This window comes from Shewanella sp. N2AIL, assembly GCF_022690845.1.
In the GTDB taxonomy this organism is placed as follows: domain Bacteria; phylum Pseudomonadota; class Gammaproteobacteria; order Enterobacterales; family Shewanellaceae; genus Shewanella; species Shewanella baltica.
This window is the reverse complement of sequence record NZ_JALBYT010000003.1, coordinates 169,970-192,433: the sequence shown is the minus strand read 5'-3', so window position 1 is coordinate 192,433 and position 22,464 is coordinate 169,970. Positions and strand designations below refer to the sequence as shown.

Annotated in this window: 17 protein-coding genes; 12 read left to right on the top strand and 5 right to left on the bottom strand. The window is 45.2% G+C overall.

Features of this window, described 5'->3' with window-relative positions; all coding sequences use genetic code 11:
- Position 1: 1 nt before the first annotated feature.
- On the top strand, positions 2-1,819 hold the full coding sequence (locus tag MO387_RS03920) for a PDZ domain-containing protein (RefSeq protein WP_107948503.1): 1,818 nt from the start codon (positions 2-4) through the stop codon (positions 1,817-1,819).
- Positions 1,820-1,996: 177 nt separating this feature from the next.
- Here MO387_RS03920 and rdgC read toward each other — a convergent pair whose 3' ends face one another.
- On the bottom strand, positions 1,997-2,911 hold the full coding sequence (gene rdgC, locus MO387_RS03915) for a recombination-associated protein RdgC (RefSeq protein ID WP_107948501.1): 915 nt from the start codon (positions 2,909-2,911) through the stop codon (positions 1,997-1,999).
- Positions 2,912-3,202: 291 nt separating this feature from the next.
- Here rdgC and MO387_RS03910 point away from each other — a divergent pair, with 291 nt between their 5' ends.
- From MO387_RS03910 to MO387_RS03895, 4 genes are all read left to right on the top strand, one after another.
- Positions 3,203-4,147, top strand: a complete 945-nt coding sequence (locus MO387_RS03910; RefSeq protein WP_012088673.1) for a porin — start codon at positions 3,203-3,205, stop codon at positions 4,145-4,147.
- Positions 4,148-4,333: 186 nt separating this feature from the next.
- Entirely contained in the window at positions 4,334-5,023 is a 690-nt protein-coding gene (gene phoB / locus MO387_RS03905) for a phosphate regulon transcriptional regulator PhoB (RefSeq protein ID WP_006080904.1), read from the top strand.
- An 80-nt stretch (positions 5,024-5,103) separates the two neighbouring features.
- A complete protein-coding gene (gene phoR, locus MO387_RS03900) occupies positions 5,104-6,402 on the top strand; it encodes a phosphate regulon sensor histidine kinase PhoR (RefSeq protein ID WP_107948499.1) in 1,299 nt (432 codons plus the stop codon).
- A gap of 228 nt (positions 6,403-6,630) precedes the next feature.
- Positions 6,631-7,602 (top strand): phosphate ABC transporter substrate-binding protein PstS family protein, encoded by a 972-nt coding sequence (locus tag MO387_RS03895; RefSeq protein WP_006080906.1) that lies wholly within the window; start codon positions 6,631-6,633, stop codon positions 7,600-7,602.
- 260 nt (positions 7,603-7,862) lie between these two features.
- Here MO387_RS03895 and MO387_RS03890 read toward each other — a convergent pair whose 3' ends face one another.
- Complete coding sequence (locus MO387_RS03890) at positions 7,863-8,054, bottom strand: hypothetical protein (RefSeq protein ID WP_242326055.1); 192 nt, start codon at positions 8,052-8,054, stop codon at positions 7,863-7,865.
- Positions 8,055-8,400: 346 nt separating this feature from the next.
- Between MO387_RS03890 and MO387_RS03885 the strand changes: the two genes are divergently transcribed.
- The gene (locus MO387_RS03885) at positions 8,401-10,272 is read left to right on the top strand and encodes a M1 family metallopeptidase (RefSeq protein ID WP_107950262.1); all 1,872 of its coding nucleotides are present in this window, start codon (positions 8,401-8,403) and stop codon (positions 10,270-10,272) included.
- 1,061 nt (positions 10,273-11,333) lie between these two features.
- Here the strand turns inward: MO387_RS03885 and MO387_RS03880 are convergent.
- Complete coding sequence (locus MO387_RS03880) at positions 11,334-11,819, bottom strand: glutathione peroxidase (RefSeq protein WP_107948495.1); 486 nt, start codon at positions 11,817-11,819, stop codon at positions 11,334-11,336.
- 151 nt (positions 11,820-11,970) lie between these two features.
- Between MO387_RS03880 and MO387_RS03875 the strand changes: the two genes are divergently transcribed.
- The 3 genes from MO387_RS03875 to MO387_RS03865 all read left to right on the top strand — a co-directional run bounded on the left by MO387_RS03875 (position 11,971) and on the right by MO387_RS03865 (position 14,690).
- Positions 11,971-13,341 (top strand): magnesium transporter, encoded by a 1,371-nt coding sequence (locus MO387_RS03875; protein WP_011846297.1) that lies wholly within the window; start codon positions 11,971-11,973, stop codon positions 13,339-13,341.
- Between the two features lie 140 nt (positions 13,342-13,481).
- Positions 13,482-13,985: a GNAT family N-acetyltransferase gene (locus MO387_RS03870; protein ID WP_107948493.1), complete on the top strand. Its 504-nt coding sequence runs from the start codon at positions 13,482-13,484 to the stop codon at positions 13,983-13,985.
- 165 nt (positions 13,986-14,150) lie between these two features.
- On the top strand, positions 14,151-14,690 hold the full coding sequence (locus MO387_RS03865) for a YfaZ family outer membrane protein (protein WP_106651115.1): 540 nt from the start codon (positions 14,151-14,153) through the stop codon (positions 14,688-14,690).
- Positions 14,691-14,750: 60 nt separating this feature from the next.
- Here the strand turns inward: MO387_RS03865 and MO387_RS03860 are convergent, their stop codons facing one another.
- Positions 14,751-15,602, bottom strand: a complete 852-nt coding sequence (locus MO387_RS03860; protein ID WP_107948491.1) for a DMT family transporter — start codon at positions 15,600-15,602, stop codon at positions 14,751-14,753.
- 247 nt (positions 15,603-15,849) lie between these two features.
- On the opposite strand from MO387_RS03860, the gene MO387_RS03855 reads away from it, so the two are divergent.
- Entirely contained in the window at positions 15,850-17,523 is a 1,674-nt protein-coding gene (locus MO387_RS03855) for a diguanylate cyclase (RefSeq protein ID WP_107948489.1), read from the top strand.
- Positions 17,524-17,676: 153 nt separating this feature from the next.
- Here MO387_RS03855 and xseA read toward each other — a convergent pair whose 3' ends face one another.
- Entirely contained in the window at positions 17,677-19,023 is a 1,347-nt protein-coding gene (gene xseA / locus MO387_RS03850; protein WP_242326053.1) for an exodeoxyribonuclease VII large subunit, read from the bottom strand.
- Between the two features lie 120 nt (positions 19,024-19,143).
- Between xseA and guaB the strand changes: the two genes are divergently transcribed.
- Together guaB and guaA are read left to right on the top strand one after the other, a co-directional pair.
- Positions 19,144-20,610 carry an IMP dehydrogenase gene (gene guaB / locus MO387_RS03845; RefSeq protein ID WP_006085677.1) on the top strand — a complete coding sequence of 489 codons (1,467 nt, stop codon included), beginning with the start codon at positions 19,144-19,146 and terminating at the stop codon, positions 20,608-20,610.
- Positions 20,611-20,730: 120 nt separating this feature from the next.
- Positions 20,731-22,308, top strand: a complete 1,578-nt coding sequence (gene guaA / locus MO387_RS03840; protein WP_006082475.1) for a glutamine-hydrolyzing GMP synthase — start codon at positions 20,731-20,733, stop codon at positions 22,306-22,308.
- The last annotated feature ends 156 nt before the right edge of the window (positions 22,309-22,464 follow it).

Below are 22,464 nucleotides of genomic sequence, written 5' to 3'. Positions count from 1 at the left end.
AGTGAAACCCAACAGATTATCAATCTTGATATTAAGTGCATTATTCTCGGGCCAAGTATTGGCCGATGTGAAATATCAAATCGACCTCGTTAAACCCGAGCATCATATCGCCCAAGTGAGTGTGACTTTTCCTGAAGTGAATACCAGTGATTTTACGGTCAATCTGCCAGTGTGGCGCACGGGTAAATATCAAGTATTGCCTTTGGCCGACGGTGTGCGTTTATTTAGCGCTAAAGACAATCAAGGTCATGAACTCCCATGGAAACGTACGGCGAGCGGTGAATGGCAAGTCGCGCTCACGCAGCCAACCAGCGTGACGGTTAGTTATCAGTTGTATGCTAATGAATTAGGCCAAAGGGTTCGCCATATTGATGCGAGCCACGCGTATTTAGATGCCAGCGGCGTGTTCATGTATAGCCCGCAATTTCGCTCTGAGCCTGTATCGGTTCAATTGAACGTTCCTGAAACGTGGCAAAGTTACTCCGGTATGGCTTCTGGCACGCCAGCGCATTCTTTTATCGCACAAAATTACGATGTGTTAATTGATTCCCCTATCGAAACCGGTGTGAGTACTCATAAGCAATTTAGTGCTAATGGCAAAAACTATGAGTTAGTATTTTGGGGTGAAGGTAACTATGACGCCGATAAAGTCGTTAAGGATTTAACGGCATTAAGTGGTCAAGCAAAGGCGATTTGGGATGATTATCCTTTTGATCGTTATGTGTATATGGTGCATGCCACCAGCGGCGCCAGTGGCGCGACAGAACATTTAAATTCTACGGTTATCCAACTGCCGCGTTTTAGTTTCCGTGAGCGCAAGGATTACCTACGCTTTATTAGCACAGCATCCCATGAGTTTATCCATACCTGGAACGTAAAGGCCTATCGTCCTGCTGGACTCGTGCCCTATGATTATCAGCATGAAAACATGACGGAATTACTGTGGATGGCCGAAGGCTCTACCAGTTATTTCCAAGGCCAGTTACTGCTGCGTGCTGGGGTGATGACGCCTAAAGAGTTCCTCGAAGACTTAGCTAAACGCGTTGAGAAAAACCAACTCAACCCTGGGCGTGAAACTCAATCTGTTGCCGAGGCGAGTGCAGGAGAGTGGAGCAGTACGGGCGGTGATTATGCGATTAATCACAGTGTGAATATCTACTCTGAGGGTTACTTAACCTCCTTAGCGTTAGATTTCTCGTTGCTCCAAGATACTAAGCTAAAGCATTCATACCGCGATGTGCATCGCCGTTTATATCAAGATCACCGTGTGCCAAAGGGCTATGGGGTTAGTGATGTGCAGCATATCCTTAAGGATTTATCCGGCAAAGATTATGCGCCTTGGTGGCAGGCAAACGTGAATAGCCCGATGAGATTAGATTTCCCTGAGTTGTTATCGCAGGCTGGGTTAGCAATGTCCTATGGCAAAGATTCAAAAGTCGAGGCATTTGCCGGCATGACGTTAAGCAGCGCCCATGGATCTTTAGTGTTGGATCAAGTACTGCGTAATGGCCCAGCGTGGCGAGCGGGTATCGTCGCGGGGGATGAAGTATTAGCGATTAATGGTCTTAAGGTGACTGCTGCGGGTTTTGATAAGCGCATTAAAGACTTTAAGACTGGCGATAGCATTGAAGTGACATTATTCAGCAACGATAAAATCAAACAAGTTAAGCTCATCCTTGGGGAGCAGCAAAGCGGTAAGTTAGTGCTTAAGGGCGATGCGAAAGCGACTAAACAGCAAAAAGCCTTCTTCAAGGCTTGGTTAGGCATTGATTGGCCGTTCGATAATAAAGGCGAGCTAGTGTCTAAAGCCAATGACTAAATCAAATGGCATTCAGCTTGCGATTAGGCCGAATGCCTTAAATTTAGGCGTTTGATTGATACAAAAAAGGCGCACCCTCATTTAGACGGTGCGCCTTTTGCTATTTTGTATTTCAACTTATTCATATAAGAAGAATACGAGTGAGTCGCGGATTTAGTTTACCTAACTTGCTTAGGCTTAAACTTGTGCTTCTTCGAGTCCACCTAGTGCTGCCACGAGTGCATGCATCAAGGCGACTAACTCGCTGCCCATTAAGGCGAAGTCTGCATCTAAACGTGCCATAGGGTCATCAGTGCCGACTTCATCGTTACCCGCTCTAAATTCTTCAGAGAATTTAAGACGTTTTACGCTGGCATCCGATTGCAATAATAGTGCAATCGACTGGCCGAAATGCAGTGCTAACTTGTGGACTTGCTTGCCTGTTGCGAGGTGAGCTAAGACTTCGTCTTCTTTTAAATCCTGTTGCTTGAAACGTACAATGCCGCCTTCATCTGCTTCGGATTTAAGTTCAGCTTCATCTTGCATTTCAAAAGGTAATGGCGCGCTGCCAAGTTTTAACCATTCGGTTAAATTGGATTCGACTGGCGCTTTAAAGCTCAATGGGATCACTGGCAGACTACCGAGTGCTTTGCGTAGGAGTGCTAATAACTCTTCGGCCTTAGTGGCGCTTGAACTGTCGACAAGGATCATTTCCAGTTCTGGCAAAATCAGTGCGTGAGTCTGGCTGCGGCGCGAGAAAGCGCGTGGCAGTAAACTTGTGATGATTTCATCTTTTAGCGCATCTTTTTCTTTTTTCGCCATCTTACGATTTTCTTCATCTTCAATGAGGGCGACTTTTTCTTCTAGGGCTTCTTTGACGACTTGGCCTGGGAGGATTTTATCTTCTTTAGTCACACAGATCAGATGGCGATTGTCGGCGCTGTGTACCAAAGAACTGCCTTTTTTGCCTAACGCATTTGAGAAACCAAATTTACTGACATCTTGGCTTGAGCATGGGGAGAAAGTGAAATCGGCCAACGCAGTTTCTAGCGCTTCGGTTTCGACGGCAAAAGGTTTATTGAAACGATAAAGAGTAAGATTTTTAAACCACATAAGAGGCGCTCATTGAAAATTAAAGTGGCAGTTTACGGCATAGTTTGGGCGGGGTAAACCTGTGTTCGACAGCTAATTTCTAGTGGCTAATCAGAATTCATTAAACTGTAACATAAGAATTAGCTCAGCTGCAGACCGCATTTTTACTGGGTTTATTGCCAGGCTTAGCGTCAGTTTTTTTACCTCGCGCACTAAGCAGTCACAATTGAAATAAAACTGAAACACATTCATTGCACACTTTCGGTCGTTCCAAACCAATAACCAAGACGAACATAACGTCGAAAGGATTAAATGATGAACGTTTTTTGTAAAACTCTACTTGCTTCTGCGCTAGCTTCTGCAACTCTGGCTTCAGCTTATGCCGCTGAGCCACTGACTGTTTATGGTAAGTTGAATGTCACTGCTCAATCAAATGATGAGAAAGGTGATGCTACAACAACTATTCAAAGTAATGCTTCTCGTTTTGGTGTGAAGGGTAATTTCGAACTGTCTAGCTCGCTGGAAGCGTTCTACACAGTTGAATACGAAGTTGATACAGGTGCTGCGACTAGCGACAACTTTAAAGCTCGTAACCAATTTGTTGGCCTAAAAGGCGCATTCGGTTCGTTCTCAGTTGGTCGTAACGACACGCTGTTAAAAATCTCTCAAGGTAACGTTGATCAATTTAACGATTTATCTGGCGACTTAAAAAGCCTGTTCAAAGGCGACAACCGTTTAGGTCAAACTGCGACTTACTTATCTCCATCAATCAGCGGTTTTGTATTCGGTGCGACTTATGCTGCTGAAGGTGATGCTGACCAACAGGGTCAAGATGGTTTCAGCTTAGCCGCTATGTACGGTGACGCTAAACTGAAAAAATCACCTATCTATGCTGCTATTGCTTATGACTCAGATGTGAAAGGTTATGAAATCCTGCGTGCATCGGTTCAAGGTAAAATCGCTAATTTAACCTTAGGTGGTATGTACCAACAACAGGAAGAGACGTATAAAAATGCTCTACCTGTAACTACTGATAGTGTTAACGGTTATCTGTTCAGCGCTGCCTATGATATCGATGCTGTTACTTTAAAAGCACAATATCAAGACATGGAAGACAAAGGTGATTCATGGTCAGTAGGTGCTGATTATGCACTGGCTAAACCGACTAAAGTCTTCGCTTTCTACACCAATCGTTCGTTAGAAGCGTCTACTGATGATGACAAATATATCGGTGTTGGCTTAGAACACAAATTCTAAATCCAGTATTAAGATTCAATTAAGGAGGCATATTGCCTCCTTTTTTATTGCTATAAACAAACAGTTATATAAACTTATTATGACAAATATTACTACTATATGGCTCAAACGGCGTGCTAATTCATAAATCTGTAATAAAAATGACTAATAATAGCCGTGTTGACATTCACTGACAGAAAATCACTTATGACTGCAAGGATATTGATAGTAGAAGACGAGTTAGCCATCCGCGAGATGCTGACTTTTGTAATGGAACAGCATGGGTTTACGACCTCTGCGGCGGAAGATTTTGATTCGGCCATTGCGCTGCTAAAGGAGCCTTACCCCGATCTGATTTTATTGGATTGGATGTTTCCTGGCGGAAGTGGTATTCAATTGGCGAAACGCTTGAAGCAAGATGAGTTCACGCGCCAAATTCCGATCATCATGTTAACTGCCCGCGGTGAAGAGGAAGATAAAGTCAAAGGTCTCGAAGTCGGCGCCGATGATTACATCACTAAACCTTTCTCCCCTAAAGAACTGGTCGCACGTATTAAGGCCGTATTGCGTCGCAGTGCACCGACTCGTTTAGAAGAAACCATTGATGTGCAGGGCTTAATGCTCGATCCTGTGAGCCACAGGGTGAGCGTAGGCGATACTGTATTAGATATGGGCCCAACCGAATTTCGTTTATTACACTTTTTCATGACCCACCCAGAACGTGTCTACAGCCGCGAACAGCTGCTCGACAATGTGTGGGGAACCAATGTGTATGTTGAAGACAGAACCGTTGACGTGCATATCAGACGCCTTCGTAAAGCCGTTGAAGAGTCTGGTCACGACCGCTTGATCCAAACGGTTCGTGGCGCAGGTTATCGTTTCTCTACACGCATTTAGTGCCGAATAAGTGTTAGGCACAAGTTAGCTTTTAGGCTATCTTGTGCTCCTCTTATTTAGCCTGATGTTTGGGTTTATCTATGTCTGACTCTTATTCAGGGTACCGGTTGTTTACGCGCTTAGCCTTATATCTACTGCTTTGTGCGCTAATAGGTTTATTGGTAGGGAAACTTCTCTGGATACTCTTTATCGGCATGCTAGGGCTGGTTTGCTGGCATTACCGACAATTATCACGGCTTAACTTTTGGTTATGGCGCGATAGGAAACTCACACCGCCGCAGGGCAGTGGGAGTTGGGAAGGGGTGTTTAATGGCATTTATCGCCTTCAAGGGAAAAATCGTCGACGTGTCGGTCAATTAGCCGCATTGTTGGCGCGATTCCGCCAAGGTGCAGAGGCGTTACCCGATGCAGCTGTGGTGCTCGATTCAGAGCATAATATTTTATGGTGCAACAAGTTAGCGCAGCTTATTCTCGGTTTTGTTTGGCCGCAGGATAATGGCCAACGTATTGATAACTTGATCCGCCATCCTGATTTTTCCGCTTATATTAAATCCGCACAATACAAAGAGCCGCTGGAGTTACCTTCGCCAGTATCGGATAGGCGTTTGCTTGAGATCCGTATCATGGCCTACGGTGATAGGCAGCTACTGTTAATTGCGCGGGATATCACTCGTATACGTCAGCTTGAGGGCATGCGTAAAGAGTTTGTCGCGAATGTGTCACATGAGCTGAAAACGCCGCTCACTGTGTTGCAGGGTTATCTCGAAATGATGCAAAGCATGGCCGAGCCCGATTCGATGAACGTCAAACCACTGGCTTTAATGCAGCAGCAGACGCGGCGAATGCAATCTATGGTCGAACAGCTATTGATGTTATCGCGGATTGAAGATGCGGCCGATATCAACCTCGAACATACAGTGAACATGACGCAGTTGATGGAAGTGCTCAAGGAGGAAGCTAAAGCGCTGGCACAAGATAGATACGAGCTGAGCTTCTATTGCGAACCTGGGCTTGATTCCCACGGTAATGAATTACAGCTAAGAAGTGCTTGTTCAAACTTGATTTCTAACGCGATTCGTTACACTGAACCCGGCGGTAAAATCACAGTGCAGTGGCGCAGCATGGCAACGGGAGCTATCTTTAGCGTAACGGATTCGGGCGAAGGCATTGCGCCTCAGCACATAGGTCGATTAACTGAACGTTTTTATCGGGTAGACAGTGCGCGATCAAGGCAAACCGGTGGCAGTGGTCTAGGTCTTGCGATAGTAAAGCATGCGCTTAACCATCATCACAGTGAGCTTAAAATCAGCAGTGAAGTGGGTAAAGGCAGTACGTTTAGCTTTGTTATTCCTTTACATCTTATCGAGCGTAAGAAGTAAATTGCTTAAGTGAAATATTCGCAATTAATAATAAAAACAGGCCATTATGGCCTGTTTTTGTTTCTAGGTTCAGAGAGTTGTTTATTAGTGACAGAAAAAAGCGATAAATAACGCATTGTCATCTAAGTGTCACATCACAGACATAGAATTGTCATTGTAGCGATTGATACTGGCTGCGTCTGAAGAAACTTAAGTTACAAATTAGTTAGCTTACTACTGGAGCACATAATGAAACTGAAAAAGCTTGTCGGCGCGATTACCCTAACAGCTGCTGGTGTATTCTCTGCAACTGCGATGGCATCGATTGATCAATCTCTGCCAACTTATGAAAAAGCAAGTGGCGTGTCAGGCAACTTATCATCTGTAGGTTCAGATACGTTAGCCAACATGATGACACTTTGGGCTGAAGAATTTAAACAAATGTACCCTAACGTCAACATCCAGATCCAAGCGGCGGGTTCTTCTACTGCGCCACCAGCGTTGACAGAAGGCACTTCACAGTTCGGCCCAATGAGCCGCAAGATGAAGCCAAACGAAATTGAAGCGTTCGAAAAACATTATGGTTATAAGCCAACTGCGGTTCGCGTAGCTATCGATGCTTTAGCAGTATTCGTACATAAAGATAACCCAATCAAAGGTTTAAGCGTTGAACAAGTTGATGGTATTTTCTCTTCTACTCACAAATGTGGTAGCAGCGACATCCAACGTTGGGGCGAGCTGGGCTTAGACGGTAACTGGTCAGCTAAAGACGTTCAACTTTACGGTCGTAACTCGGTATCTGGTACTTACGGTTACTTTAAAGAGCACGCACTGTGTAAAGGCGACTTCAAAGCGAACGTGAACGAGCAACCAGGTTCTGCATCTGTAGTGCAATCTGTTTCTCAATCTCTAAACGCGATTGGTTACTCAGGTATCGGTTACAAAACTGCTGGTGTTAAAGCAGTTGCGATTGCTAAGAAAGGCGAAGAGTTTATCGAAGCAACTGCAGAAAACGCAGCTAACGGTACTTACCCACTATCACGTTACCTATATGTTTACGTGAACAAGCAACCAAACAAAGACTTAGCACCAATGGAAAAAGAATTCCTACGTTATGTGCTGTCTAAGCAAGGTCAGCAAGTGGTTGAGAAAGACGGTTATGTGACTCTGCCTAAGAGCGTAGTTGCTAAAGATTTAGAACAAGTGGGTATCCGCTTGTAAGCCAAACGGCTTATTAATCAAGGACCTCCTCGGAGGTCCTTTTTTGTTTCTGGGTTTTTATCTGGGCGATGATGTTTGGTCATTATGTTTGGTAAATGCCAAATAAAAGGCATAAAAAAAGCAACCTAAATAGGTTGCTGTAAATTCCAATTCGGAATCTTGGGACGGTCGCGCTAGAAACCATCTAAAGGAGAATGATGATGAACGAAGAAACTCATTACAAAGATTCGGTTCATAATATCTGACTCAGCATCCTTAAATTAGTTCAGAGAAAGTGCGAAATATTTTAAATAATTTTGCATTTTGTTTTTATTAAGAAGCGCGAGCCTCGATTTTTGCTCCGTTTGCTCCGTTTGCTCCGTTTGCTCCGTTTGCTCCGTTTGCTCCGTTTGCTCCGTTTGCACATCGCTATTGGCGCTGTTGGCCGTCGCAACGGGCAAATCTTGCATCACGAAAGAAAACCGATTGCTGTTCTGCGATCGCCGTCAAAGATGAACTGTTACAAAAAACTCGCCTATAAGGTGCCGATAAGCTGACTTAAAGCTCAGTTACGATTTGCCTCTGAGCAAATGTGCAGTCGATAATAACGACTAGCAATCCGTGATGAGTTATGACAGTGGCAAGTTATGACTGTGTAGTTATAACAGTGGCAAGTCATGAAGCGCTGCACCACAGCTGCGTGGCATACAACTCATGATTAAGCATTCAAACTTACCCTAACAATTAAGAGCCAGAGCTTAGAGGGCTAGCGCCCAGAGCCCTGAACCCAGAGCCCAGAACTTGAATATCGAGGCGACAGTGTTACAAACAACTAAGAATAAGTTAGCGGATGCAACGACTTGGAATTTAACCCGAGATTACCATTCTTTTGCTAATACCGAACAAGTGCAAGTGAGACATGTCTCTTTGGATTTAGTGGTGGATTTTGACGCGCAGCGTCTTTTCGGTAAAGCGACGCTGTCCTTGGAATACCTTGAGCCCGATGTAGCAGAGCTTTGGCTCGATAGCCGCGATCTAACCATACTCGCGGTTACTTCTGTGAATGCTGCAGATAGCGTCAATGCCACTGATACAGTGAGTTTTTTAATAGAAGCGAATGAGGAGCCGCTCGAATTTGTACTGAGTGAAGCCAATTCCATTCTCGGGCAAAAATTATGTATCAGTTTGCCAACGTCACCTTGCAAACAGGTTTGCATTCACTATCAAACCTCTCCAGCCGCCCAAGGATTACAGTGGCTAGCACCTGAGCAAACTGCGGGTAAACAGTTACCTTATCTCTTTAGCCAATCGCAACCGATCAATGCCCGCAGCTGGATCCCACTACAGGACACGCCTAAGGCGAGAGTGACCTTTGATGCTAAAGTGCAAGTGCCCAAAGGCATGCGCGCAGTGATGAGTGCGATGAATCATCCCGACACACCGCTTAATGGTGTGTTTCACTTTGAGATGGAACGACCTATCCCGACCCATTTAATGGCGCTGGCCGTCGGTGATATTGCCTTTCAAGCGATAGGCCCAAGATGCGGGGTTTATACCGAGCCAAGTATGTTGGTCGCCGCCGCAAAAGAGTTTGAAGATACCGAATATATGCTCGACGTTGCCGAGTCATTGTTAGGTCCTTATGTGTGGGGCCGTTATGACATGATTATCTTGCCGCCGAGTTTCCCTTTTGGCGGGATGGAAAATCCGCGGTTAGCCTTTTTAACGCCCACACTCATCGCCGGCGATAAAAGCTTAGTGTCAACCGTTGCCCATGAGTTAGCGCATTCGTGGACGGGCAATTTAGTCAGTAATGCAACCTGGCGAGATCTCTGGTTAAACGAAGGTTTTACGACTTACTTTACTAACCGTATCGTGGAAGCGGTTTACGGCAAAGAGCAGGCAGAGTTGGAGTGGGTGATAGAGTTTGGTCGCTTAACAGAAGAAATGGCGTCTTTGCCTAAGGATAAACAAACCTTGCCCGCCAATGTGCAACAGGGCGATCCCAACCTTGCCTTTAATCGTTTTACCTATGATAAAGCCTCGATGTTTGTCCATGATCTCGAGCGCAGGCTAGGGCGAGTGGCGTTCGATAAATTTTTACGCAACTATGTGGATCATTTTGCCTTTAAGGCGATTACCACCGAAGTGTTTGTCGAATACGCGCAGCAAACCTTACTGCCATTACACTCAGATAAGATTACCGAAGCCGAGCTGCTAACGTGGATTTATGGCGAAGGTTTGCCCGAGGGATATTGCGGACCAACATCCATGAGTTTAGATAAAGTCGATGATGCGCTGGCGTGTTTTTTACAGGGAACGGCCGCGAGCCGATTAAGCGTGAAAGATTGGCGTGTACATCATTGGCAGTATTTTCTGACCCAATTACCGGAAGTCGTCAGCCAAGTGCAACTGATGGATCTGGACGAAACGTTCCGATTCACTCAATCGACTAATGCGGAAATTGCCTGTGATTGGTTTAGAGTGGCGATTCGCAATCATTACGACCCTGTGTTGCAGGCTTTAAGTGCTTATTTAGTGCGTATTGGACGCGGTAAATTTGTGCGGCCACTTTATGCTGAGCTGCAAATCGCGGGATATCACACTGAATTAAAAGATATCTATACAAAGGCTCGCGCAGGCTATCACCCTTCGATTCAAGTTCAATTAGACAAGTCGCTAATATTATAGACATTTAGGCGATTATAGCGATTTAGGTGCGTATAGAAATTTAGGCAAAAAAAATGGCAACCTAAGGTTGCCACAAGGAAATCAGTGCGGGATACAAATAGAATTCAGTGCGCTAGCGTGTTTTCTATTGTGTCCCAAAAGGGAGATGATGATGAACGACCAACTAATTAGACTCAATGCGATAAAACAGAAACTGTGTCATTTGAGTGAATGAAACTGCGACTCCACATATTTCATTCTCAAGGTGCATTTAATCTTATCCGTTAATCCTTACCTATACTCAGAGTCGCCATTTTTAATTAAGTTCACCGATATCAGAAAAAAATCCCAAAAAGTTTAAAAATATTTTCTGGGGTATTTTTCTGGGAAATATTGAGCGCTCACACTTAAGTGCTACATTTGTTTTACATTAAAATCATAGCGATAAAAATTCAACGCGTGTCAGCTTATTAATCTATGAGCTAGCGTTAGCGCTTGTTGAAATTTAAGCAAAAAAAATGGCAACCTAAGGTTGCCACAAGGAAATCAGTGCGGGATACAAGTAGAATTCAGTGCGCTAGCGTGTTTTCTATTGTGTCCCAAAAGGGAGATGATGATGAACGACCAACTAATTAGACTCAATGCGATAAAACAGAAACTGTGTCATTTGAGTAGATGAAACTGCGACTCACATATTTCATTCTCAAGGTGCATTTAATCTTATCCGTTAATCCTTACCTATACTCAGAGTCGCCATTTTTAATTAAGTTCATCGATATCGCAAAAAAATCCTAAAAAGTTTAAAAAAGAATTTCTGAGAGATAGAAAGCAGTTGAAATGTGCTATTACATTTATTGTACATATAAATCATTGGGATAAAAAAAGGCAACCCAATGGTTGCCTAGTGACCTATTCCTAGGTCAAGGGGGCCGCGCTAGAAGCCCCAGGGAGATGATGAACATGAAAAAGACATTCACTGTTCAATACATTTGAGGGGGCTTGTACGGTTAAAGTTCCATAAAAAAGTTAAAATAAATCTAAATTTTTATAAAACGCAAAATTTCAAATAGATAGCGAGTAAATTATTTTAGCAAAGCGGCAATTTTACTTTCTAATGCTTCGGGTTTCGTGGTCGATGCAAATCGTTCAATCGCTTCGCCTTGGCGATTAACTAAAAATTTGGTGAAATTCCATTTGATACCTTGAGTACCTAATACACCGGGAGCAGCTTTCTTAAGGTATTGATAAAGTGGATGAGTATGTTCGCCATTCACTTCTATTTTAGAAAATAGCGGAAACGTCACGCCAAAATTCAATTCACAAAAGGCTTGAATTCCTTGCTCATCGGTTTTTTCTTGGGCGCCAAATTGATTGCAAGGAAAGCCTAAAATCACTAATCCTTGATCTTTGTATTCTTGATATAATGCTTCTAATCCCTTGTATTGCGGTGTAAATCCACATTCACTGGCGGTGTTAACGATCAAGAGTACTTTGCCTCGATACTGCTCTAAACTTACTGTGTTGCCTTGAATGTCTGTCGCTGATTGGCTGTATATATTCGTAGTCATGTTCACCTCCATAGGATCTTAGTCAAACAGCATAAACCCAAAAATGATTTTCAGCAATATAGTTGTGCGCAATTCATTTTGCGGGTTTGCTAATTTACTTAATTATCAATATAGTTACAGCAATTTTGTAGCTAAAGAAAAGGGCATCTGTGTGACAGAAAATGACGCAGAATACGAAACAAACATGCAAGCGGACGTGGGGCAGGTTGTTCAACAACTCACTGAAGTTGAAGGCGAAGAACAAGCTGAAGTGTTTAGCGAAATTTTGAATGACTCAGAACCTGGAACCATAGCCTTAGCGCTTGAATCCTTGCCCTTGGATGAGCGTTACGAGCGTTGGCAGCAAGTTGAATTTGCTGACCGAGTGACAGTGTTGAGCTTAATGCGTGCCGATCCGCGCATGGGGATCCTCAAACGGATGCCCGACAATGAAGTGGACTTGCTATTTGCTCAGTTAAGCCCAGAAGATTTAATTGAGTGGAGTGATTATCTCCCTGAAAGTTTTACCGATCGCGCCTTGGCTCAGATGGGCGAGCGTCAGCGACAACGATTCGAACTCTACGATCAGTACTCTGAGAATGAAATCGGCCGTTATACCGATCATCAAATGTTGGTGCTCAGTGATAAGGCGAGCGTTGCGCAGGCACAGCGCTTTTTCCGCCGTATTGAACTCGATTGTAACGACAATTTGTTTATCGTTGATGATCAGGATAAGTATCAAGGCACAGTGCGTCGGTATGACATTTTTAAACATAATCCCGATGAATTATTGATTTCACTTTTGTCCGAGGATAGCCGTGCGTTATCCGCTGACACGAGTTTATTGGAAGCGGCCGAAGCGATAGAGCACAGCCGCGAAATCGAATTGCCTGTGATCGATGAGTCTGGAGAGTTAATTGGTCGCGTGACGCTGCGAACTGCGACCGCTTTAGTGCGTGAACATTATGAAGCGCAATTGATGGCGACTGCGGGTATGGATGAGTCCGACGACTTGTTCGCGCCTATTATGAAGGGCGCCCAGCGCCGCGCTGTGTGGCTCGGGATCAATTTACTGACGGCTTTCCTCGCTTCGGCGACGATTGGCTTATTTGAAAATGTGTTATCCCAAGTGGTCGCGTTAGCAGTGTTAATGCCGATTGTGGCTTCTATGGGCGGCATTGCGGGTAGTCAGTCGTTGACGCTGATGATCCGCGGTATGGCCATGGGACAGATTTCAGCGGGTAACTTGTTTTCGTTAATGAAGAACGAACTCGGTATTGGCATAGTTAACGGATTTTTGTGGGCGATAGTTATAGGTTTAGTCGCGGGCTGGTGGTTCGGTGAAGCGACCATAGGCATAGTGATTGGCTGCGCAATTTTGATTAACATGGCCGTGGCAGCAATTGCTGGCGTGGTCGTGCCTATGGTGCTGCAGAAGTTTAATCAAGATGCGGCGCTGTCGGGTTCAGTGATCTTGACCACAGTGACAGATGTGGTGGGCTTCTTTACTTTCTTAGGTATGGCGACCCTCTTGTATCTGTAGTGCATTAGTATATAAAAAGTTATATCAATAGTGCTCTGTTAGATTTGTAGTTTGAGAGTGATAGCGAAGTGGGATATGAGTGCACAGCTAAGTGGCGTGCACTCCCCGTATGTTGGCAACATTAACGGTTTAATCTGGATATGAGTGACATTCAGTTTGTAATAAGTGAACAGCCAGAGGAATTAGCGCTGGCGGCCCAATTGATTGATGGGCGTGATGATAACGCCCATCCGCTGGATCATCAGGTATTTTTCGATTCTCGTGCGGTGATCTTAGCGAAAACCTTTGAGGGTGAGATAGTCGGTTGCGCTGCGATAAAAGCTGGTAAAGGCACTGTCGGTGAATTGGGTTATCTGGTGGTGTCGTCCCATTATCGACGTCAAGGCATTGCCCAAGGTTTAACGCAAAAACGTATCGAAGTGGCGAAGGCTTTAGGGATCTCGATTTTATACGCCACTATTCGAGCCGAGAATACGTCGAGCCAAGCCAATTTGTTGAAGGCGGGCTTTCAGTTTTGGCGTGATTATTTGAGTATCCGCGGCACGGGCAACACAGTGGGTTGGTATTATTTAGCCTTAAGTGCCAATGTCGACGCTGAAGCGATAATGCAGTCTTTAGTGGGTGATCGTATTCAAGCGGTGTAATTGTGCTGTAAGTGAAAAGACTTAGATCTTCAGCTGTTTCGAGTTTGTTTTACATTTGTATATCCCTCGCAAATTATCCCCATTTATACGCAAATAGGCTGATTTTCTTTATTTATTCGGTATGATCCGCGGCTATTACCCACAGTCATTTATTGAGGTGTTTTTATGGCTAAGTTCAGAGTAGCAAGTGTTTTATTATTGAGTGCGGCAGCGCTGCAAGTGAATGCGTCAGAATTTAATCTTGGGTTGAACAACGATGTGGTTTCTACTGAGTTAGAGCTGCAATTGAACAAAGATACTAACGCAGTGTTAGGTTATATCTATGCCGACGAGGGTGGCCATATTGCCCAAGGTGCAATGCACATGACCCATGATGTGGGTGTGCATCACTTTGAAGTTGGCGCTAAGTTAAGTCAGCTTTGGTCTGACTATTCTCCAAATGGCAGCGCCATTTCTGTTGGTGGCCGTTATGCGCTATCTATGGGACCTAATATTTCATTACACGCCGCCGCTTACTACGCACCGTCAGTCTTGTCGTTTGGCAATGTTGATGGCCAATATGAGCTCGATTCAAAAGTGCAATATCGCGTCACGCCAAACATGGCGTTTTATGTCGGTTATCGCAAGATTGCCTATGAGTACGATGACGCCCGCGATTTCACTTTCGAAGATGGCGTGTATATTGGCGGCAAATTCCGCTTCTAAAACCAATCGTTTTGATCTCACTGCGTTAATTTAGCAGTCGATGACAAGAGCCGGCCAAGGTCAACTTCGCCGGCTTTTCCATTTTGCTTTTAGCTCGCTGTAGCTGGGCAATATGGATGAGAAAATGACTAATCCAATGCCGATTAACATCACTAGGCTGAGTTCTTCACCGAGTATCCACCAGCCGAACAAGGCTGCAAAAATCAATCCGGTATATTCAACAGGCGCCATTTGGCTCGCATCGGCACGTCGATAGGCATGAATGATGAGATAAGTCATACCAATATAAAATAGTCCCAACGTTAATCCCACCTGTGCTACTGGCAAACTAAAATCCGCGCCTTCGTATAAGGTCGCTGGTATCAGAAATATCATCGCAAAGGCATTAGACCAAAAGAGCATAGAGAAAGGATGTTCATGGGTCGAATAGGCCTTTAAAATCAAACTATTCAACGCCGACGTCATAGCGCCGAAAAAGGCTAAACCTATATACAGGTTAAACTCTGTTGGTTGGCTGATAAGTAAAATGCCAGTAAAACCAATGATCCCCGCAACTGAGCGTCGATAGCCTATGCGTTCATGCAAAAATAACGCAGAAAGCACGAGGAGTAACAAAGGTGAGGTATAAATCACGGCGGTTACCGTTGCGAGGGGAAGATGCAAAATGGCAAGCATAAAAATGGCATTGCCGAGTCCAATCAATAGGGCGCGGGCAAGATGCACTTTGTAATAAGGGCTCAGTTTGAGATTACCCTGCAAGCGCCACACAAAAGGCAGCACTAGCAAGGTGGCAAAGAGTTGTCTGTAGAGCACCAGTTGGAACACGGGTGCATCATTTTCAAGCAACTTGACAAAGAGGTTGCCACTGGCAATCAGGAGTTGTGCGGCTAAAATCATCAATAGAGGCTGCATAGGATCCCAGCAAAAAATAAGTCAGTATTAAGTTGTATTTTGGATTTCAGACCACGGTTTGGACTTTGAGACTAAAATAGCTCCATACGGCATGGGATATTCGACTAATTTAGCCTAACTGATTGTAAAAAACTAAATGTGGCCATAAAGTTAACCTACAATTCCAACTATCGACTAAGATTGACAGCATTAGCATTTACTTCATAGCTGTTTAAATGATCTATGGCCCTTTAACTTAAATAAGCCGATGAACAAACTTAAACAAACCCTATTTTGGTGTTTTTTACTTTTTATATGGACATTAAGTCCCTCTGTATTAAGCGCTGAAATTGCGTTGGACTCGCCGTATTTGTTCCATGCTCAAGCGGATCAACAGCCCCCAAAACAGTTTGATGCCGTGCCCCATTGGATGGGCCAACTCGACGAAGCTAACTCTGTGAGTTTAACCGGCGGTGACTATTGGATGATCACGCCTGTGATGGTCAATCAACGTCAGTCGAATTGGGTAGTGGATGCGAGTAACTCGATTATCGAATCTGTAGATTATTGGATAATCGGCAGTGATGGCAGTTCGCAACATGCCCATAGCGGCTACAGTGCCCCCTACGAATTTTTATTTGATTATGGCCGTAAGGTCACCTTGAATATGGGGACGGATTATTGGCTATTGGTTAAGCTCAGTAGCCGTTATTATTCATCGCCTCCCGAGATTGCCCTGCAAAGCGTGACGGATCATCAGTTGATGTCTGATCGCCTCGCCATGGCCGTGCTGCTGTGCTTAGGCGGCTTATTGTTTATCGCCTTATATAATATTCTGATTTATATATCTATTCTCGATAAAGCTTTTCTTTATTATGGCCTTTATGTCTTCGCGTATTTTGGTGGCTGGGCACTGACCTTCCATTTGCCGGCGCACTTGTTTAATTTCCATTACCTTGAGTTGCACCATCTGTTTTTTATCAGTTTGCCGATTTTTAATATCATGTTTTACAAGCACTTCTTGCAGCTGCCTAGCTACTCACCACGATTGTGGCGCCTTAGTCAGTATTTGATGTTTGCTTGTATTGTGGCTTTGCCGACCAGTATTTGGTTGTTGCCCTATACGGCGATTATTGCCTCAGTGCTGATCATGTTGTGGATTGCCTTAGCGATTACCTGTGGTAATGTCTGCTTGATGAAAGGCTTTGCTCCTGCACGTTATTTTATTCTCGCCTTTACTTGTTTACTCTTGCCTGCGGTGATTATTTTGCCCGGGAATATGGGCCTAACCCCTGACTTTATTGAACATGCGGAGCTGGCGACGCTGATGGGCGGTACGGCCGATGCGCTGCTGTTGTCCTTAGCGTTAGCGAATAAGCTTAAGTTACTCGCAGAGGAACGTAAGGCGCATATTGAAGAGCTCGCGATTGCGTGGGAAAAGGCCCGCTTAGATGGCTTGACCCGAGTCGGCAATCGTTATGCCTTTGATGAATATATGAATTCTCAATTAGGCTTCGCCGATAAAGTGGTGCAGCCTATGGCTTTAGCGCTATTGAATATCGATAGCCTGAAAAGTGTTAACGAAACGCTCGGCCATCAAGAGGGCGATAGATTACTGCAATCGATAGTGCAGTTATTGCAAGCAACGGACTTAGCGCATTTAAAGCTTTATCGTATTAGTGGTGATGAGTTTGTGGTTGTGACGTCTTCGGCAGGGATCCCGCTATTGCTGAGTTTGTTAAATGGGTTAGGTGAACAATTAGCCAGCCAAGGCTTTAAGGATTGTCAGTGCAGTTTTGGGATATCGTTAAACTCTGAGGTGGCCGATCCCCATGAATGGCTGCGTTCGGCAGACACTAACTTGTACCAATCGCGAATGGATAAGCGCCGCCAAGAGTATGCCGATACTCGCGGGGTCGATGTAAGACTACATTTAAGCTAGCCAATTCAGCATTCAATAAAACCATTTGCATGGGATGCTAGAACAAAACTAGACAACATAGAAAGGCGCAGATAAATTCTGCGCCTTATTGTTTTCACCTTAAGTATAAAATTGCTTATCTAAGCTATAAATATCAGTATTCTAACTATCAACTTATTCAAGCAGCTTTATCTGTGTGACGGTTGATATCACTTGTCCATGGCGCAAGCGGGTTTGCAGGCTATCACCGATTGTCAGTTTATCGGCAGAGTCGACCACTTGATTGTGGATGTCAGTGGTGATGCTGTAGCCACGGCTCAAGGTAGCAAGCGGGCTGACGGTTTCGAGTTGATGGGCCGCGTATTTTATCCGTTGCTCACTTTGGCTCAGTTTGTCCTGTAATGCATCCTGTAAGCGACTCGCAAGATAACTTAGGCGGTTACCCTCAATGGCGAGCTTATGCTTGGGAGATTGCTGTTCAAGGCGACTTGCGAGCAACTGCTGACGGCGGCTGAGTATGTGCAAGCGATTCGACAGCGCCGACTCCAGTCTTAATTGCATCTCATCGAATCTTTGCTCGAACTGTTGCAAGGTCCGTTTAGGATCTTGGCGTTGCAGTCTGTGCTCAATCAAGCTGAGCCGTCTTTCTTGTTTGAGCTGATAATGTTTCGCACTTTGTTGCAAGCGCGATAAGGCTGTTGCGAGTTTTTGCGCCTTATTGTCGCTATCTTGGGATAACAACTCTGCACCTGCAGACGGTGTTGGGGCGCGAATATCAGCAACGTAATCGCTGATGGTGGTGTCGACTTCATGGCCGACAGCGCTGACCACGGGCAGGGCGCTGTTATAAATTGTGTGGGCGAGAGCTTCGCTGTTAAAACACCACAAATCCTCAAGCGAACCGCCGCCACGGGTGAGCAGTAATACATCGACTTCTAAACGCTGGTTGGCGATATTGATTGCCTGACAAATACTCTGAGCTGCGGTTTCACCTTGAACTTGAGTCGGATAGATAATGACTTCGATTGAAGGGTCGCGCCTTGCGAGTACGTGTAAGACATCGCGAATCGCCGCGCCGGTTGGCGAAGTAATAACGCCAATGCGTTGGATATTTTTCGGCAATGGTCTTTTGGTGTCGGCGGCGAATAATCCATCGGCGGCGAGCTTCATTTTGAGCGCATCGAACTGCTGGGCGAGTAATCCATCCCCTGCGGGCAGCATGGAGTCAATTAATAATTGATAGTCGCCTCTGGGTTCATACACGCTGATCGCGCCTTTGACTAACACTTGCTGACCATTGATGGGCTTAAAGCTGACCGTTTGGTTACGGCCTTTAAACATGGCGCAACGGATCTGGGAAGAGTGGTCTTTTAAGGTGAGATACCAATGACCTGAGCTGGGGGAGGAAAAGTTGGATATTTCGCCATTGAGCCAAATTTTACCCAGTTGTCCCTCGAGAATTTGTCTGACTTCACCATTGAGCCGCGAGACAGTATAAATATTGTTTTTGGTGCCTTGCATCGAATTACTCAATTAAATGGGGATATTTGCTATTTTCCATTTACCAGTGCCGATATGCAAGGTATAATCCCGCCGCAATATTTCACCTCTAAATCCTACTCAACTGGGGAGATGTTGCATATGCTACGTTTAATTAAAGAAGCGCTTACTTTTGACGATGTGTTGCTTGTTCCTGCGCATTCGACTGTACTCCCAAATACCGCCATTCTTAAAACTCGCCTGACCAATACCATAGAATTGAATATCCCACTTGTGTCTGCCGCTATGGACACAGTTACCGAAGCTCGTCTTGCGATCGCTATGGCGCAGGAAGGCGGCTTAGGCTTTATTCATAAAAACATGAGCATTGAAAAACAAGCCGAAGAAGTTCGTAAAGTAAAAATTTACGAAGCGGGCGTGGTTCAACAACCTGTAACTGTGACACCATCAACGACCTTAGCCGATCTGAAAGTGTTAACACTGAAGAATGGTTTTGCGGGTTATCCCGTGGTTAACGAAGCAAACGAGCTGGTCGGTATCATTACTGGCCGTGACGTACGTTTCGTGACGGATTGGAGCAAAACGGTAGAGGAAGTGATGACGCCTAAAGCGCGTTTAGTCACAGTTGCCGAAGGCACTAAATTAGATGAAGTGCAAAAGTTGATGCACTCACACCGTATCGAAAAAGTGCTTGTGGTTGATGATAACTATAAGCTGAAAGGCCTCATCACAGTTAAAGACTTCGAGAAAGCCGAACGTAAACCTAACGCCTGTAAAGATGAGTTAGGCCGTTTACGTGTTGGCGCTGCAGTTGGTGCGGGCGCAGGTAACGAAGAGCGAGTTGACGCACTCGTTAAAGCTGGCGTTGACGTATTACTTATCGATTCTTCCCACGGACATTCAGAAGGCGTTTTACAGCGCATTCGTGAAACTCGCGCAAAACATCCTGATTTGCAAATTATCGGCGGTAACGTTGCCACGGCTGAAGGCGCATTAGCGCTGGTCGAAGCGGGCGTTAACGCAGTTAAAGTGGGCATTGGCCCTGGTTCTATCTGTACGACTCGTATCGTAACTGGTGTTGGCGTGCCACAAATCACAGCCGTTTCAGATGCTGCCGCAGCCATGAAGAGCCTAGGTATTCCTGTTATTGCCGATGGTGGTATTCGTTTCTCTGGTGACTTAGCCAAAGCATTAGCCGCGGGTGCATCTTGCATCATGGCGGGCTCAATGTTTGCGGGAACTGAGGAAGCGCCAGGCGAAACTGAACTTTATCAAGGCCGTGCATACAAGTCATATCGCGGCATGGGTTCTTTAGGCGCTATGTCTCAAGGATCTTCTGACCGTTATTTCCAATCCGATAATGCTGCCGATAAGTTAGTCCCAGAAGGTGTTGAAGCGCGCGTGCCTTACAAAGGCAAGTTGAAGGAAATCATCCATCAACATATGGGCGGTCTGCGTTCATGCATGGGCTTAACGGGTTGTGCCACCATTCTAGAACTGAATGAAAAAGCCCAATTTGTGAAAGTGACTTCAGCAGGCATGGGCGAGTCCCATGTGCACGATGTGACTATCACTAAAGAAGCACCGAACTACCGTTCAGGTTCTTAATCGTTTGATAAGAGGGGGCGGCAATAAGCCGCCCCTTTGTAAAGCGTGTGATCCAATACTCAAGGCTGGCTCTCGCCGCGTTGAGCAATGTTAAAACAATAGATGAGATAAAGGTTACCCATGAGCGATATTCATGAGCACAAGATACTGATCCTCGATTTTGGATCTCAGTACACTCAACTGATTGCCCGTCGTATCCGTGAAATCGGTGTGTACTGTGAATTATGGGCTTGGGACGTAACAGAAGCCCAAATCCGCGAATTTGCCCCGAACGGTATTATTCTTGCTGGCGGACCTGAAAGTGTAACGGCTGAAAACTCGCCGCGTGCGCCTGAATACGTATTTACTGCGGGTGTGCCTGTACTGGGCATTTGCTACGGCATGCAAACCATGTCTGAGCAGCTGGGTGGTAAAGTGATCCAAGGTGTGGGCGAAGGTGAATTCGGCTACGCTCAAATTGAAATGCTGACAGATTCGTTACTATTCAAAGGCATCGAAGACGCAGTTAACAGCGAAGGCAAACCCTTACTCGACGTATGGATGAGCCACGGCGATAAAGTATCGGCCATTCCAGAAGGGTTTGTGGCGGTCGCTAAAACGGACACTTGCCCATTTGCCGCTATGGCAAACGAAGAGAAGCAATTCTTCGGCGTACAGTTCCACCCTGAAGTGACCCACACTCGCCAAGGCATGCGGATGTTATCGCACTTTGCCTTAGACATTTGTGGTTGTGCGGCTAACTGGAAACCTTCCTCTATCATCGAAGATGCGATTGAGCGCTTGAAGAAGCAAATCGGCGATGATGAAGTGATTTTAGGGCTATCGGGCGGTGTCGATTCTTCGGTTGTGGCTATGTTGCTGCACCGTGCTATCGGTAAAAAACTGACCTGCGTATTCGTTGATAACGGTTTATTGCGTTTGAACGAAGCCGAGCAAGTGATGGAAATGTTTGGCGATCATTTTGGTCTGAACATTATTCATGTTGATGCGGAAAATCGCTTCCTTGACGCGATGAAAGGCGAAGCCGATCCAGAAGCTAAGCGTAAGATCATCGGCCGTGTATTCGTGGAAATTTTCGATGAAGAATCGAAAAAATGCGCCAATGCCAAATGGTTAGCGCAAGGCACGATTTATCCAGACGTGATTGAATCTGCTGGCAGCGCCACAGGCAAAGCGCATGTGATTAAATCTCACCACAACGTTGGCGGTTTGCCAGACGATATGGAGCTGGGTTTAGTTGAGCCACTGCGCGAACTGTTCAAAGATGAAGTGCGCAAAATTGGTCTTGAGTTAGGTCTGCCATACAACATGCTTTATCGTCACCCGTTCCCAGGACCAGGTCTTGGAGTGCGTGTTTTAGGTGAAGTGAAGAAAGAATACTGTGACTTATTGCGCCGCGCCGATGCTATCTTCATCGAAGAACTGCATAAAGCTGACCTGTACAATAAAGTCAGCCAAGCCTTTACCGTGTTCTTACCTGTACGCTCAGTCGGTGTTATGGGTGATGGCCGTAAATATGATTGGGTTGTGTCACTTCGCGCTGTTGAAACCGTTGATTTTATGACTGCCCATTGGGCACATTTGCCGTATGATTTCTTAGGTCGCGTATCAAACCGCATCATCAACGAAGTCGATGGCATTTCCCGCGTGGTTTACGATATCTCTGGCAAGCCGCCAGCGACGATCGAATGGGAATAAGTTAATTATTTGAATTAACGATTAAAAGGCGCCTAGTGCGCCTTTTTTGTTGTTTGATAGATTAATTTAAGTTGAATGACTCAAACGTGAAATATCTGTGTTTGACTGATATAATCCGGCATTATTTTTTGGCTAATCGGTAGAGGGCATGAGTGG

Bases quoted from the DNA above. Each gene is read 5' to 3' on its own strand.
- MO387_RS03860 (WP_107948491.1), bottom strand. From the start codon at position 15,602: ATGCAGCCTCTATTGATGATTTTAGCCGCACAACTCCTGATTGCCAGT.
- MO387_RS03895 (WP_006080906.1), top strand. From the start codon at position 6,631: ATGAAACTGAAAAAGCTTGTCGGCGCGATTACCCTAACAGCTGCTGGT.
- xseA (WP_242326053.1), bottom strand. From the start codon at position 19,023: ATGCAAGGCACCAAAAACAATATTTATACTGTCTCGCGGCTCAATGGT.
- MO387_RS03865 (WP_106651115.1), top strand. From the start codon at position 14,151: ATGGCTAAGTTCAGAGTAGCAAGTGTTTTATTATTGAGTGCGGCAGCG.
- guaB (WP_006085677.1), top strand. From the start codon at position 19,144: ATGCTACGTTTAATTAAAGAAGCGCTTACTTTTGACGATGTGTTGCTT.
- MO387_RS03910 (WP_012088673.1), top strand. From the start codon at position 3,203: ATGATGAACGTTTTTTGTAAAACTCTACTTGCTTCTGCGCTAGCTTCT.
- rdgC (WP_107948501.1), bottom strand. From the start codon at position 2,911: ATGTGGTTTAAAAATCTTACTCTTTATCGTTTCAATAAACCTTTTGCC.
- phoB (WP_006080904.1), top strand. From the start codon at position 4,334: ATGACTGCAAGGATATTGATAGTAGAAGACGAGTTAGCCATCCGCGAG.
- MO387_RS03870 (WP_107948493.1), top strand. From the start codon at position 13,482: ATGAGTGACATTCAGTTTGTAATAAGTGAACAGCCAGAGGAATTAGCG.
- MO387_RS03880 (WP_107948495.1), bottom strand. From the start codon at position 11,819: ATGACTACGAATATATACAGCCAATCAGCGACAGACATTCAAGGCAAC.
- phoR (WP_107948499.1), top strand. From the start codon at position 5,104: ATGTCTGACTCTTATTCAGGGTACCGGTTGTTTACGCGCTTAGCCTTA.
- MO387_RS03855 (WP_107948489.1), top strand. From the start codon at position 15,850: ATGAACAAACTTAAACAAACCCTATTTTGGTGTTTTTTACTTTTTATA.
- guaA (WP_006082475.1), top strand. From the start codon at position 20,731: ATGAGCGATATTCATGAGCACAAGATACTGATCCTCGATTTTGGATCT.